A 15,177-nucleotide genomic window follows, 5' to 3' on the forward strand; every position below is an offset into this window, starting at 1 on the left:
ACTCTTTCATTCGTGAAATGCAAAAAGACCTGCCTGCCCATACACTTCGTATACGATGTCCTGGTGCATGGCAGGTCTTGCTCCCATTAATTCAGATTGAACTGCTTGTATAGGTCGTCCAGCATCATGTTGGCCGATGTGTATCCGCCTCCCATGTTCCAGGCCACTTCATCAACCTGTACCAGCTGGTTATTCTTTACCGCATCGAGATTTTTCCAGAGCGGACTGCTGGTCCAATCCTTATAATTCTTCTCAATAGCTTCTGTTTCCGTACCTGAATTGAAGTTGAAGATCATATCTGCGTTCATATCCGGGATGTTCTCTTTCGAAGTCAACTCCACACCCCAGGTGTCTTCATCATGTCCAGGCGGTCTGGTAAATCCAAGCTCTTTCAAAATTTTCCCGGCGTATCCCATATAGAAAATGCGAACCTGATCGGCTCTGAAATTCGTAATAGTCGCTTCAATAGGAAGACGGTCACCCATTTTGCCTTTGAAATCCGCTACCCTTGCATCCCAATCGGCAAGCAACTTGTCCGACTGTTCCTTCATATTCATCGCTTCACCAGCCGTCTTTACCGTCTCTTTCCAGTCAAACAACGTCTCGGTAACTACCGTTGGAGCAATCTGGGACAGTTGATCATAGATATCCTCATGTCTTGTTTTGGTGGCAATGATTAGATCCGGCTTCAACTTGTTGATCTCTTCCAGATTCGGCTGTGATTCCTGACCTACCTGCGTCACGCCATCCAGATCCGCTTTCAAATATTTATATACGGGTTGCTGAACCCAGGATTCCACAACACCCGTTGGCTTCACACCAAGTGCAACAACAACATCATTGGCACCCTGAAACAAGGTTACAATCCTCTTTGGAGTTCCCTTAATTGTCGTTTCACCCATGGCATGTTTGATAACTCTGGTCTGCTCGTCCGCACCACTGCCTACTGTATTGCTCTTATTACCACTTGCAGACTTGCTTGAAGGGTCAGTTGTCCCTGTAGTTCCACCCGAGGCACAACCAGCCAGCACCGATATCATCAGAATAAGTGCTATATAAATATGTAGCTTTTTTGTCAATCCAAACATGTAGTTCAACTCCCCCTTCTCATCCTAATTGATATTAAAAATCATTATCAATTGTATTGTAATTCAGTTGAGTACATTGTTCAAGCATATTGATACTGCTGCGGAAGAACTCCCCATGCCTCTAGTTTCATGTTGAAAATCTCCTTGTACAGTAAAGGCTTGGATGAATACAAAATGCTCAGTATACAAAAAGGTGTAACCCTCCATAGTTGTTGGGTTACACCTTTATAAGAATTTATGACCTGTCTTCAACAGACAGCGATCGCAGACAAACATACCGATTAAGGTGTATGTCTGCCTACATATTGATAAGTACCTTTCGGGTATGCAATCCACTCATCCTGCTGATTAAAAACGGGCGAGCCACATGATATACCTTGTCTACGAACAAATGTCCCACCTTGAGGAAACAATTGATTCTGCGAATGAAGCTCTCCAATTACATCTACCACAGTTTCATGATATTTCAGTACATATGCGACCGTATTAAATTCACTTGGGTTATAGAAATGACCCTCTTGATTAAAATAGGCAACATTCGTGACATCCATGAAATCGTAAAAGATGCTGTTTATGATCAGATACGGAATTACTGGATTAACCGGATATAGCGCTATGCTGGATACGTTCATACGGTTCTTGTTTTTCATGAATTGGTGAACCTCCAGCTCATATCCTTCGATTTTATGAGAGAAGTCACATTCTCGGTTGTAAAACAATTGCAGCACGATGCGACCGTCTCCACCATCGACATATTGTGAAAAAAACAAAAGAAATGCCTCCTGTGGTTCCTGATGAACCTGAAATATAGCCGCTCTGCCAGCAACTCCTACGACCTACTTAAGCTGGACTCTTAAAAAGTCAAATAATCATTCTCGAGGGGACAGGAGTCTCCTTGGTGCTACAAAGCATACCGTTTATGGTGTATGAGTGCCGACATATTGATAGGTCCCTTTCGGAAACGCATTCCACTCATCTGGCTGATTATAGGCAGACGATCCGTAGGATATTCCTGGCTTGCGGACGAACGTTCCTCCTTGTGGTGCAAACTGCTCATGCGAATTTGGATTTCCTAATACATCTACCACTTGTCCTTGGTATTTTAAAACATATTCAACGGTATTAAATTCGCTCGGGTTGTAGAAATCGCCCTCATCATTGAAATACCAAGCATTCGTAATATCCATGAAATCATAAAAGATACTGTCGATGATTATATATGGCATGGCAGGATAAAGCGGATTAATCGGTAAAGTGGTAACTTTCATTTGGTTTGTTTTCTTCATCCATTGATGAAACTCAAGTGAGTAACCGTCTGCCCGATGGGAAGGGTCTCCATTCCCGTTATAATGCAATTGCAAAACAATTCTTCCATCCCCGCCATCCACATATTGCGAGAAATATACAGCAGGCGCTTGCTGTGGTTCCTGTTGGACCTGAAACACAGCAGCCCTTCCATCTGCTCCTACTACCCATACCAGTAAAGGTTCGGGGGAAAGGGGGATGGAGGTGCCCATGAGTTCTACAGGACCGAGGAATGTCGATGATGGCGTTCCTCTATATACCAGGAATTTAGATTGTCCTGGGAAATAACTGGATAGATCCACGGTTCTGTGCGGCAAGCCATATTTAACCCCAATCGGAGTGATACCGCCGGAAACCAGCTCCGCGTTGCGTGTATTCAACGTGTATTGAACTGAGCCACCCCGATCATCCGCAGCCGTAATAGTAATTTCAGCAAGGCCGCTGCCTGTACCCGAAGCCAGTGATAAAATGCTGCCATTAAGCGATGCACTCACCAACGTCGGATCACTGGAGCTGACTGTAAATCGCAGCTCATCCCCATCCTCGTCGTAGAACAGTTGTTGCAGATCATAATCCCTTTGCTGTGTAACTCCGGGAGTCAATACCTGCTCGTTTATAGCCGCTATGACTTGAGGAGCTTGATTAAGCTGAGGCATGCTGACGGTAACCGGGAACGTCGCTCCCTCTGCACGTCCGTACTGATCATACACACTGAGTGTTACACTTGTGGTCCCTACACTCACTGGGTTTAGCTGTAGTTTCTGACCATTCATATGGGCCGTAGCAATTCCTGGATCATACGTGTCTGCTGTCACTGACAGGGATGCTAGATCCCAGTTCAACAGGAACGGTGAGAGATCCAGTTCTGATGCAGCATCTCCCAATTGAAGCAACTGCTCAGGAATTGCTGTAATAACTGCATTTTCCAATAGATGAACCTGTAGGTCTGTGCTAATCTCCCCGCCTCTATCGTCTTTAGCCGTGATGGTAATCACGGTATTGCCGCTAGTCAGTCCATGAATGACAAGCTGATCATTTTGAACTGTAGCAGCTGCCACGGCTGGATCAGACGAACTGATCTCATAACGAATCGGATCATGATCCGGGTCAGCAAAGATGGTGGACAGATCCACGGTTCCGTCAGCCTTGCCTAAAATCAGATGTACCGCGTCTGGTGCACGGGTTACTACCGGGCTACTGTTCGGTATAGGCAAAATTGTTACAATCAAGGTAACTGTATCTGTTCCACCCTTGCTGTCGTCTGCCGTCAGGGTAATACTTGCGCTCCCCGCTTGCAGCGACTCCAAAGAAAGCTGATCTCTCGTTATGGCAGTCTGCACGATAGAAGCATCCGAACTGGTTGCTGTGAATACCAGCGAGTCGCCATCCGCATCCGTAAATATCGTGGAAAGATCCAGCGTCGTATTCGGCTGACCCAATGTGACGGTTAGCGGTTGAGGGTCTTGTCCATGCGGAGCATGGTTAGGAGTGCCCTGAACCGTTAGCTTGAATTCAATCTGCTTTTGGCCTGTGCTGCCATCTTCTCCTTGCTGTCCGTCATTGGCAGTGACATGAACGATCGTACTGCTCGCGCGAAGCGGACTCAAACGCAATTCATCTCCTGTAAGCACCACCGACGCTACAGCAGGATTATCAACAGTAACCTGATACGTTAAGCTAGCATTTTCCGGGTCCTGAACATAGTCGTTCAAATGCAGTACCGAGTCGGACTGTCCCACAGTAAGCGCCTGATCGGGTATACCTGCAGATACAGGATTGCCATTCACGATAATTTTGAAGGTAGACGACACCCTTTTTCCCCGTCCATCATTAGCCGATACACTGATGGATGCTTTTCCGACACTGACTGGCGTAAGCTTTAATGTATTGCCCGATACAGACGCCCGTACGATGCCGGATTGAAGAGAAGCTGCCGAGAAGGTCAAGATATCCCCATCAGGATCGGTAAAGAATTGGCGTAAATCGTACAATTGTTCACCAGCGCCTTCTGTAATTACACGCTCTACAGAAGCATTCACGACTTCCGGTGAACGGTTAGCACTGCTGGATGAACCAGATGAGCTTCCAGAAGATGAGGACGTGCCTGTTACACTTGCCACAGCTAGGCCCGTAACAGCGTTGGAAGCTACTCCGGTACCCAGTGTGACCGCAGATACCTGTACATTTCCACTCACATTTACTCTAGCTGCCGGGTTGCTGACTTGAATATTTTCAATACTACCTGTAGTTTTCAATTCCAAAGCACCCGTCCCGGTGACGGTCAGCTGCTGGATTGTGCTATTACCTGTCATCTCGACGGATTGGCTGCCAGTTACCTGAACGGTCTGAACCGTTCCCTGAAGATTGACATTTTCCGCCCCTTCATTAACATTCAACTGCGGCAAGGAAGCATCCGCGCTAACCTCAATGCTTGCGCTGGATTGCACGTTCATGACTGTCGCGCTTGCGGTACCACTGAGTACAACGTGAACGTCCGGTTTTGTGACATCCATTTGCGTCATCGTTGAGCTATCAAATACGACTGTATTGTTATCTCCGCCGTTAATATGGGTCTGTCCCTGCACCTGTACATCCTGTGCATAAAAATCCTGCTGTACTCGGGCATCCACCGTTAACTGCTGTTCCACTTTCAAATGCAGTACGGATGTAAAATCCCCGGCGATCACCAAATCTCCGTTTAGCGTGGAGCCGTGTCCGTTCAGCACAACGTTGCCACTGAACTCCGCTTCGCCGTCACGAGCCGAAGTCCCGCTGCTGCGAAGCTCCAGCCAAGTGACCTTGTCCACCGTCCGGCCTGTGGCATGGAAACGAATGCCTGCGTTGCGCAGCGCGGCCTGATTATCCGCGTGAAAAATGCCGCGCAGCGGCTCTGCCACGTCATAAGCGATGCCATTGATCCGTATCTGCTTGCCGTCCATTTCCTGGAGCTGCGAAGCACGCTCCTGTGGAAACAAAGCAGATACGAGCAGGCTGGCCGCATCTACGCGGCTTACCGAGTCTTTGGCGTGTAGATTTCCGCCAAATTCACTCATCAGCCCGTCATTCAGCGCCGCCCAAATCATCGGGGTCGCCCACGGGCTGGCGTCCTTCCACGCCGTCGGCAGCGTCTGCGCCGACGGCGAGTCGGTTGTGCTGGCGGGCGTGCCCGCAGACGTCCCCGTCCCAGCAGACCTGACCAACAGCGCGACCAGCTCTTGGGCGCTGATCAGGTCATTCGGACGGAAGTGTCCGTTGGCGTCGCCCTGCATCAGCCCGGCCTTACGGGCTGCCTCTATAGCCGGGCGCCCCCAGCTATCGGCGGGCACGTCCGTGAAGGAGGCAGCGCCGTCCAAGTTGCCCGTCGGAAGCTGCAACGCTTTGACCAGCAGCACGGCTAGCTCCTGACGTGTGAGCTTCTGCTCAGGTCTGAGCGTTCCGGCGGGATCGCCTTGGATAATCCCGAGTTCACGGGCTTTTTGTAGTTGTTCCAATTGCTGTGCTGTAAGCTTCTGTACATCCGTCCAGGTGGCAGTATTGTTCCGTGTGGACCCCTTGGATACGGAAGCCGTATCTATCACGGTAGCTTGCTCTGCTCCGGCAGGAAACGAGGGGGTCAGCAGCAGCAAAGCAGCTGCCAGCTGAGCGGTTAACTTCTTATTTTTCATGGTGCAATTCTCTCCCCACCGATAAATGTAATCATGTATTCAAAATCTTAGGATACGTATGTTTTACAGCCGAGGACGACCGATAAAGTCTCCTAAATTAACAGGGTAGTTGTTCGTCCCCTCAACATTCCATTCACCAGCTTGATATGGATCTGTATTACCAATGACCGTACCGCTATTCCGTCCCAAAGCCTGCCCTTGACCAATAACTGCGATATCAATGAGCGTGTTGTTGTAGTACAGCTTAAGCGTGACAGGTTCCGAATTGTTATTTTGTAACTGCAGGAAGGTAAAATACCAATCCTCCGATACGAACGAACTCAAATCATTCGCAATAACAAATGTTTGCCCAGGCATAATCACATCCCCGTCATTGGCGTTTATGATAATCGGGTCTGGTTGGTCGGATCGCTCAATCCATATTCTATTTTTCTCCAACGGTCTGTTTGTAGGGTTATACAATTCAATCGCCTGGTCCAGATAATCCGGTTCGCCTTGCCACACGACTTCGGAAATGAACAAATCTCTTTTCTCAACAATCACTGGAATCGTAAAAGATGTCGTTTCACCACGATTATCATTTGCTGTAATCGTAAGGAACGTCAGACCATTACGCAAAGGTTGTATGAAAAGTGCATTCCCTTCTACCTGCCCCCCTGCCACCAATGGATCAGAAGACACCACAGTATAGGTCAGCGTGTCTCCGTCCTCATCAGAGAACATATCATTCAGCTGCAATGTTTGCTGACCATCTCCCGGGTCCAAATATTGAGGTTCAGGCACACGGGTCACTACCGGACGATGATTTACTGGTTGAGGAGCTTCAACTTGGAGCATAAATGAAGTGAAAGAAACGCCCCCACGTCCATCATTCGCCGTAATTCCAATCATCGTAATACCAGCATTATGCAGTGTTACAAATGAATCTTCTCCATTCTCCGCCACACTGCCTACTAGGGGGTTGGAGGAAGTTATGGTATACGTCAAGGTGTCGCCATCCTGATCCATAAATAACGAGCCCGGATACAGCATCAGCTTGTCCTGCAACACATTAGCAACTACGATAGGTAAATGAGGTAAAGCCACAGGTATGTGATTCTCAGGCTGCGGATCAGGCAAAGGCGCATTCACCATAGCAGCAAACTGAAGTGAGGCTGTACCTCCCTTGCCGTCATGGGCTGTTATCGTCATTAGACTAATGCCGGCTTGAAGCGGCGTAAGCATAAGCTGATCGCCTGTTACTTCTCCTGTGGCCACTTCTGGCGAAGCCGATTCCACCGTGTAGGTCAGTGCATCGCCATCCTCATCGTTAAACAAGTCAGACAGGCTAATCTGCTTCCCACCTTCATTTAAGAGCAAAGGAATGTCATTTAGGCTGTTGCTCACGACAGGACTGTGATTAATGTCCTCCTCATAAGTAGAGCTGGTCACTGTATAGCTGAAAAACACGCTCGCTTTACCGCCTTTTCCATCCTCTGCCGTAACAAATACCTGTGTGCTTCCTACTGATTTAGGTTTTAGTGTAAGCTGTTGATTTGCCACTTCTGCTTCTGCTACGTATACATCCGAAGTGACCGCATGATACGACAGCTCATCCTGATCGGCATCGTAAAACACATTTTTCAAATCCACTAGCGTATCTCCAGAACCCAAAATGGCATATTGATCGGCAGGAACGATAGCTGAGACAGGTACATGATTAGATGTTGGCGTTGGATTCGTTGTAGAACTGCCACCGCCACCACCAGATGAACTTTTTTTAGTGCTTGTTGAGGATGTATCCGAAGATGCACCCAACGTGGTATCACGTATAATTTGAGTCTCTGTTCCCCGCTCCGCAAGACGGGTCTGTACAGTCTGTATCCCATTGGCGAGACGTACCTGTGTATCGGCAAAATTCAGTTTAAGCTGCTGCCATACACCACTTCCCTGAATCTGAATAGGCTCATGCGTATCCACGATCATTTCGTTTACGTCTGCATGAATCTCTACATTTTTGGCACCCCGCATCAGGGTTACCTGAGGTAACGTATCACCTTGAATACGCACATAATCCGCTGCAATAGCTAACTTGCCTTTAAACTCTGTCCCTTTGCTATACAAAGTCACCGGTTGTTGGGCTGTACCACTTTGCACAATTTGAAGTGCTGACAGATCAGCTACGTTTCGGTTCGATGCCTGATAGGTCAGGGTAGCCCCTTGAAGCGCCGGCACATTGTCTGCTCCGAACAGTTGCTTCAATTGCTGGCCGATCAAATAGGGCTTTCCATCCATATAGGCGATATCCCCGTCGATACGAGAAAGGATTCCCGTCCGTTCACCCGATTGGAATACATTCACCAAAAAGGCTGCGATATCCTGACGTTTTACCTGTACTTTAGAGTCAAACCGATTATCCGGCGTATCCATTAATCCCAGTTTGAGAGCTGCCTCTACGTTGCTTTTGGCCCATGCGCTCACCTGATCCCCATCAGAAATGTCCTGAACATCTCCGCCTTGAGCATGGGTTCCTCCAATCGCTCTCACCAGAATGGCTGCCAATTCCTCACGACTCACTGCAGCATCCGGGCGGAAAGCACCTGATTCATCTCCGGTCATTAGACCTGCCGCACGTACAGCTTCTATATAAGAAGCTGCCCAACTCCCCTGCGTATCCTTAAAAGTTACTGCTTTCTCCGTTGCGTCAAGCTTAAGTGCATTAGCCAGCAAAGCTGCCATTTCCTTGCGCGTTAACGGTTGATCTGGACGGAAAGAACCATCTGGATAACCCGTGATCAGTCCTTGCTTCACAGCCTCCTGTACCGCCTGTAATGCCTGGGATGACATAGTGGACTGATCTGTAAAAGATACTGTACTGGCTTTAGTCACAATCGCTGACGTCTCCCCTTTCGTTTCCGCATGAACAAGCTGGGGCCCCCATGCCATACCTGCCAGCAACGTCACCATCAGCACTTTTTGCCATTCTTTATTCGTTTCTTGATTCATCAGACTCTCCCCCGTGAACGGTTCATTCTTGTTATTAGTGAAAAGATCTTATCATCCGCCTCTGAACCAATTCTGAACAATATTAAAATTTTATCTTTTTCACAGTCTGGACTTTGTAGCAAATGAAAAAAGAGCGCTCAGCCAGATGGGCTAAGCGCTCTAAAACTTCTATAAAACGTTGATGTACATGCCATATCAGGAAACCGTAGGATTCCATTGAAAGGTAGCTGCGGACTTGGAGGGAAGGGTAGATTTGAAAACCTTATTTCCCTGCCGAACCTTAAATGTCTTTGTGTTCTCTCCCGTATTGGCGGCAATCAGGACAAGCGTACCGTCGGGGTTGCGATAGGCGACCGTTTCGATACTTCCACTATAATGTGTAGAATCAATACGTACTGCACCTGGACGGACAAATTTGCTGGCGTGCCCAATCGCATAGTACTCCACATTTTTCGTAACTGCACCGCTTAACGGGTCGATGGTCACTACACCTCTACAGTTGGCGCAACCCCCATTGGTCGGACCCCCGGACGGGTCAAGTGCGATATTCCAAAAGAGGACATTTTGCGACCAGTTTCGGGGTGCACCAATGATCAACTTGGACATATCCCAGCTCAAATCATCTCCAAAGCCCGGACTCCACGCCCCCCCACTACATTCTGTCATATATACAGGCTTATCAGGAAAAGCATTATGCACATCTGTCATCGCTGTGGGCTCTCCTTTGTAGCAATGAAAGGCCGTTCCGTGCGTATAGCTTCGAGCCTGTTCATCTCCTAACACGGTCTTGGCATATTCGCTCCCTGTATCCCAGTTATGGTCAAAGGCAATAATGTGAGTAGATAAATGGTTTCGATTTAGGGTCGGGCCCAGATATTGTTTAATAAAATTCGCCTGTTCTGCTGCTCCCATACTCATGCTGGGATACTTGGGCGTAGTGAATTCTGGCTCATTTTGAATGGAAATCGCCTGAATCGGAATTCCCTCGTTCGCATACGCCTGTAGATAACGAACAAAATAGTCAGCATACGCCTGGTAGACACGCGGATCGGTATAGTCCAAATACCAGCCGTTATAAATCTGCTCCCCATATTTCATCCAGGGCGGAGCTGTCCATGGGGTTCCCATAATCTTTAAATCCTGGTTTCTTCTCAAGATTTGCTTCAGCACATCGATCACATCCCGATCCTTGGCGATGGAGAAATGATTCAGCTCATAGTCCTTGCCTGTTGCCACATCGTCATAGGTATAGCTGCCAGGCTGTCCCTGCTCATCTACGGAATAATCTGAGGCTCCAATGGTATGGCGAATATAACTCAGTTGAATGCCACTGGCTGTAAACAAATCATTTAGCAGCTGATCACGCTGATTGGCAGACATGCCATAATTCATCAGGTATGCGGACGAACCGGACACCGCTGCTCCAAATCCCTCCATCGTCTGATAATGAATATCTGGCTTAATCTCAATCGTCAGTGTATCCGCATTCGCTGCATTTTCTTTACTGTTATCCTTTTCCCAACGGATCGGGGTTTTTTGGGTTAGGCGATTCGCCGGATCGGGTGTTGTTAGCCACATGTTGACGTTATTTTCTGCTTTCGGCCCCGGAACATTCCGTATAGCCATACTGACCAGGACCGCACAGATCAAAATGGCTACTGCAGCTATAAGCAGCCAGATGTCAGTACGTCGTTGCTTTTGGATTTTTTTCATCTATATCCTCCTCTCCCCATCATTATCCTGTCCCCATCCTCCCTACTATTTCAGCTTTCACTTGGGTTTCCCTTTGCATACCTGTTGGACGTTTACATACCGATAGCAAAAAGAGAGCCGGTGCTTGTGCCCGCGCTCTCTTGAATATAACCATTTTAAAACAAATGTAACGGGATTACTTTTTTGCCTTTTCTGTAGAGGTTGCCGGAATCGTAACACTTCCTGTCAGTCGTAAATCCTGAGAGGAACTGCCCACATAAATGGGCACTTCACCCGCTGGCATAACCCATGCTTTGGACTTTTCATCCCAATATGAGAAAGCTTTCGGGTCGAGCTCAATGCGAACCTTCTTCTCTTGACCCGGCTTTAACTCTACCTTGGACCAGCCTGCCAGTTGACGGGATGGAGTCTCTACGTTTGTCGGAAGCTTACCGTTGTACACCTGTACAACCTCAGCTCCGGCTGTTTTACCCGTGTTCTTCAATTTTAGCGAAACTTCGACGGAACTCGTACGATCGGATTTTTTTCCACTCGCATGCTGTTTTATTTTCAGATCGCTATATCCGAATGTCGTATAGGATAAACCGTGTCCAAAGGAGAACGCCGGTTGAATACCCGATTTCTCATACCCACGATAGCCTACAAAAATACCATCTGAATAGTCACCTATACCGTTCACACCCGGAAACTTCTCTGGTGAGGACACGGGTGTAGACTGCTCGTTAACCGGGAAGGTTACCGGCAACTTACCCGAAGGATTCACATCCCCGAATAAGACGCGTGCTATAGCATTCCCTTGCTCTTGTCCAGCAAACCATGCTTGTACGATGGAAGGGACTTTGTCCTGCCAGGTATCCATTTGCACGGCTCTGCCGCTCATTTGTACGACAATGGTTTTCGGATTTGCAGCCGCAACCGCACGGATCAGCCGATCCTGATTGTTTGGCAGCTCCATATCGGAACGCTCAACATATCCTTCGCTCTCATACGTACGCGTAACAACAATCGCAACATCCGATTTTTTCGCCAATTTCACAGCGTTGTCAATCAACTTATCTGACGTATCCGCCGGAGGTTCCCAGCCCAGACGAACCATACCACCGGAATCACGACCATTGGTCGGATAATCAGCGCGGTATTCAATACGTATCTTGTGCTTTTCACCCGCTTTAAGGGAGATGTTCTTCTTCGTAGTGCCCAGCTTTTCACCTTGATTGTCCACGAAAAGCTTATCGTCGAGATACAGCTTGCTTGATCCCAAACTGGTTAATGACAATGCATAGTCACCATCCTTGGGAGCTGCAATTGCCCCTGTCCAGCGTGCAGATATCAAGCCGTTCAGTGTCGTTGGTGTATTTGGAACTTTAGGGGACTTCGCATTGAAGCCCTGATAATTATAAAATCCAAGGTTCATATTGACTTGGTCATCATTGCGTACAAGAATCGGATTGCCTTCCATCTTGTTATTCTTCCAGTATTCGCCTCGAAGCCCCTGTTCGCCATCTCCATAAGTCGCATATCCAACACTGATATCCTCTTTCTGATCAGATGTAGTCAACAGTGAAGACGGAACAGCCGATGGGCCAGGCATAATGTCTCCTGCAGAGATCGGGTCTGTACCCGGTGCATATTGGACGGTAACACCTTTGCCGACACGATTGCGGATGCCCTCTAACGGACTCACGGTATACGTCGGGTTCACCAACGAACTGCCTCCGCCTGCCACAGTGCCGTTATCTGCATCGGGGCCAATCACAGCAATGGACTTGAGTTTATCTTTAGACAACGGTAATGCATTATTTTTATTTTGAAGCAGTACCATACTTTCCTCAGCCAATTGACGGGCTGTCTTGCCATGGTCACGGGCATCAATTTGATTATTTTGAGCCGGGTGATCGAATAAACCTTTGCTGAACATTTGCACCAAAATGCGCCCAGCCTTATCATCAATCGTTTTTTCACTTACCTTGCCATTCTTAACAGCCGCCAGCAGCTGATCTCCCCATTTACCATAAGGGGTCCCCGGTGTTTCCAGGTCCAATCCGCTATTTGCCGATTCGACTGTACTCAGGTTCGCACCGTAATCACTCATCACGAAGCCCTTGAATTGCAGTTCCTTCTTCAAGAGGTCGGTCAAAAGAGTTTTGTTCTCACAAGCAGACTCGCCGTTGACCTTGTTAAAGGAGCACATTGCCCCTCCCAAATCTGCCTTGGCGATGACTTCTTGGAACGGGCGTATGTAAATCTCATGCAACGCACGGTCACTGACTTTGACATTCGTCGTGAAGCGCTCTGTTTCCTGATTATTCATAAGATAATGTTTCGCAGTCGCCAAAACAGGGTGGCTTTGTATACCTTTGACATAAGCGGTCGCCATTTGCGATTGCAGTAGCGGGTCCTCACCCATAGATTCAAAGTTTCGCGATCCCCATGGAATACGGGCAATATCCATCCCCGGTCCAAGCGCAACATTATGAGTTGTATTAAAAGCCTCGTCTCCAATCAAATCACCATACTGTTTGGCAGCTTGGGTATCCCACGTTGCAGCCAACGCAATTGGAGCAGGCAACGCAGTAGATTGCTTGTCCTGCACATCTGGATTAGCGATACGCACACCCGCTGGTCCATCTGCCATCGTCAGCGCCGGAATGCCCAACCGCTCCATCGAATTATTATAGAATCCATAGTAATTGTTGACCTTGCCAGTCACCAAATCTATTTTTTCTTCCAGCGTCATTTCCTGCAGCAGCAACGCTGTCCGTTTCTCAGCCGACAGGGCCGTGTTCATCCAAGGCCGATCTGTCTGGCTTCCTGCCGCTCCTGCAATATTCATAGGTCCGATCACAACAGCCGCGATAACTGTCATCATCACCATACGGAACAACCATGTTGATTTCACTTTCACGTTTGTAATTCCTCCTTGATGTTAGGTCATGAGGTGAATGCCTATTCAACTCTCACAGGCTTGCAAAGGCTCTCGATCCTGCGAGCTCCGACAAGAATCCAGAGCCACGGGATAAGCAAGCAAGTCAGCAAAAGCCGCAATGGCTCAAGTGACACGTTTACCACCCTACCGTACATTTTCGAAAATTTCATTGAAAGTTTTTGGAAGTACAACACTAGGACCTTCATTCTTTTTCATGAAAAGAGAGCGTTAACAATTCAGTTAACCGATAATAAAATTACACTTTTGTAACTATTTAATGACGGTTTTTTAACTAATTTCAATCCATAAAAATGATTCATATGTCCCACTCTTGACTTACTCATATGGCGTTACCTAGCGTGCGACCAAAGTCGCTATTTGGGAATTGGAAATACTTATGTATAAGGATTTTGCAAAATCCTGGTATAAAAAACAACGCTCATAAACAAAAAAATTCCAGAGAACCTGAAAGGTCCCTGGAATTAATGTGATTATTCAAACGGATACCGAAGCCCCCATTGTGAACGAATCTGATCCATCAGTTTCATAATTCCTAACGATTCATCTAAAGAAATAGTAGAACTTTCGAGCAAACCTTCGTTCAAGCAACGCCCGACTTCTTCTGCTTCAAAGGCATAGCCTGTAGAGGATCGGTCATCCTGAAAGTTTTGTGCCTCTTTACCGTCCACAACTAAAGTAGCCGATGTGCTGTTCAGGAATGACGGAATGTGGATATAGCCCTTTGTTCCATGGATGTATGCCTCATTCGTCAATCCGAGGCGGACTGCCCCGTTAAGCATAGCCGTGCGTCCTTTTCCATAATCCAGCAAGATCGAAAATGTCTCGTCAACGCCTGTCTCCCCGATATGAGCTGTGCTCCATACATGCTCAGGTTCAGGACCGAAGACCATTGAAGCAAAAGAAACCGGATAAATTCCTGCATCTAATAGAGCACCTCCGCCCAGCTCAGGGTTCAAAAGCCGCCCCTCCGGGTTCCAATCTATTCGAAAACCAAATTCCGCCTTAACCAGCTTTACCTCGCCAATGTGTCCCGCATGTATCCACTCCCGCACTTGGCGAATCGGAGGCAAAAAACGTGTCCACATTGCTTCCATCAGGAATAGCTTACGCTCACGTGCAAAGCCGATCAGTTCCTTCAATTCTTTGCTGTTGACGGTGAAGGGTTTCTCACACAAGACTGCTTTGCCCGCCCGAAGAGCCGTCAGAACATTTTCTTTATGAAAAGGATGGGGAGTCCCTACGTAAATAGCATCTACCTCGGGATCTTGTGCTAATTCCTCATAGCTCCCGTAAGCCCTTGATATTTGATGCTTAGCTGCAAATTCGGTAGCGCTTTCAATAGTGCGTGATCCAACAGCATACCCTTCTCCATTCGTAACATGCGCCAAATCCGCCACAAATTGATCTGAGATCCAGCCTGTGCCGACAATTCCCCATTTGATCTTTTTGCTCATACTTGTGTCCCTCCCAGCAA

7 protein-coding genes are annotated in these 15,177 nt (G+C 47.7%); all 7 read right to left on the reverse strand.

Annotated elements, in window-relative coordinates; all coding sequences use genetic code 11:
• Positions 1–86: 86 nt before the first annotated feature.
• The 7 genes from MHB54_RS08270 to MHB54_RS08300 all read right to left on the reverse strand — a co-directional run bounded on the left by MHB54_RS08270 (position 87) and on the right by MHB54_RS08300 (position 15,157).
• A complete protein-coding gene (locus MHB54_RS08270; RefSeq protein ID WP_028542061.1) occupies positions 87–1,088 on the reverse strand; it encodes an ABC transporter substrate-binding protein in 1,002 nt (333 codons plus the stop codon).
• Positions 1,089–1,369: 281 nt separating this feature from the next.
• Positions 1,370–1,858 carry a hypothetical protein gene (locus MHB54_RS08275; RefSeq protein ID WP_053324714.1) on the reverse strand — a complete coding sequence of 163 codons (489 nt, stop codon included), beginning with the start codon at positions 1,856–1,858 and terminating at the stop codon, positions 1,370–1,372.
• 147 nt (positions 1,859–2,005) lie between these two features.
• Positions 2,006–6,058, reverse strand: a complete 4,053-nt coding sequence (locus MHB54_RS08280) for an S-layer homology domain-containing protein (protein ID WP_264454128.1) — start codon at positions 6,056–6,058, stop codon at positions 2,006–2,008.
• Positions 6,059–6,121: 63 nt separating this feature from the next.
• A complete protein-coding gene (locus MHB54_RS08285) occupies positions 6,122–9,043 on the reverse strand; it encodes an S-layer homology domain-containing protein (protein WP_340981522.1) in 2,922 nt (973 codons plus the stop codon).
• A gap of 195 nt (positions 9,044–9,238) precedes the next feature.
• Positions 9,239–10,756, reverse strand: coding sequence for a glycoside hydrolase family 30 protein (locus tag MHB54_RS08290; RefSeq protein WP_264454130.1), 1,518 nt, complete (start codon positions 10,754–10,756; stop codon positions 9,239–9,241).
• Positions 10,757–10,931: 175 nt separating this feature from the next.
• Positions 10,932–13,661, reverse strand: a complete 2,730-nt coding sequence (locus tag MHB54_RS08295; protein ID WP_028542057.1) for a beta-glucosidase — start codon at positions 13,659–13,661, stop codon at positions 10,932–10,934.
• Positions 13,662–14,173: 512 nt separating this feature from the next.
• Positions 14,174–15,157 (reverse strand): Gfo/Idh/MocA family protein, encoded by a 984-nt coding sequence (locus MHB54_RS08300; protein ID WP_053324709.1) that lies wholly within the window; start codon positions 15,155–15,157, stop codon positions 14,174–14,176.
• Between the last annotated feature and the right edge of the window lie 20 nt (positions 15,158–15,177).

Source organism: Paenibacillus sp. FSL M7-0802, assembly GCF_038004945.1.
Classification (GTDB): Bacteria; Bacillota; Bacilli; order Paenibacillales; family Paenibacillaceae; genus Paenibacillus; species Paenibacillus polymyxa_B.

Excerpts from the sequence above, each read along its gene's own strand:
- MHB54_RS08285 (WP_340981522.1), bottom strand. The coding sequence starts at position 9,043 with ATGAATCAAGAAACGAATAAAGAATGGCAAAAAGTGCTGATGGTGACG.
- MHB54_RS08290 (WP_264454130.1), bottom strand. The coding sequence starts at position 10,756 with ATGAAAAAAATCCAAAAGCAACGACGTACTGACATCTGGCTGCTTATA.
- MHB54_RS08300 (WP_053324709.1), bottom strand. The coding sequence starts at position 15,157 with ATGAGCAAAAAGATCAAATGGGGAATTGTCGGCACAGGCTGGATCTCA.
- MHB54_RS08280 (WP_264454128.1), bottom strand. The coding sequence starts at position 6,058 with ATGAAAAATAAGAAGTTAACCGCTCAGCTGGCAGCTGCTTTGCTGCTG.
- MHB54_RS08270 (WP_028542061.1), bottom strand. The coding sequence starts at position 1,088 with ATGTTTGGATTGACAAAAAAGCTACATATTTATATAGCACTTATTCTG.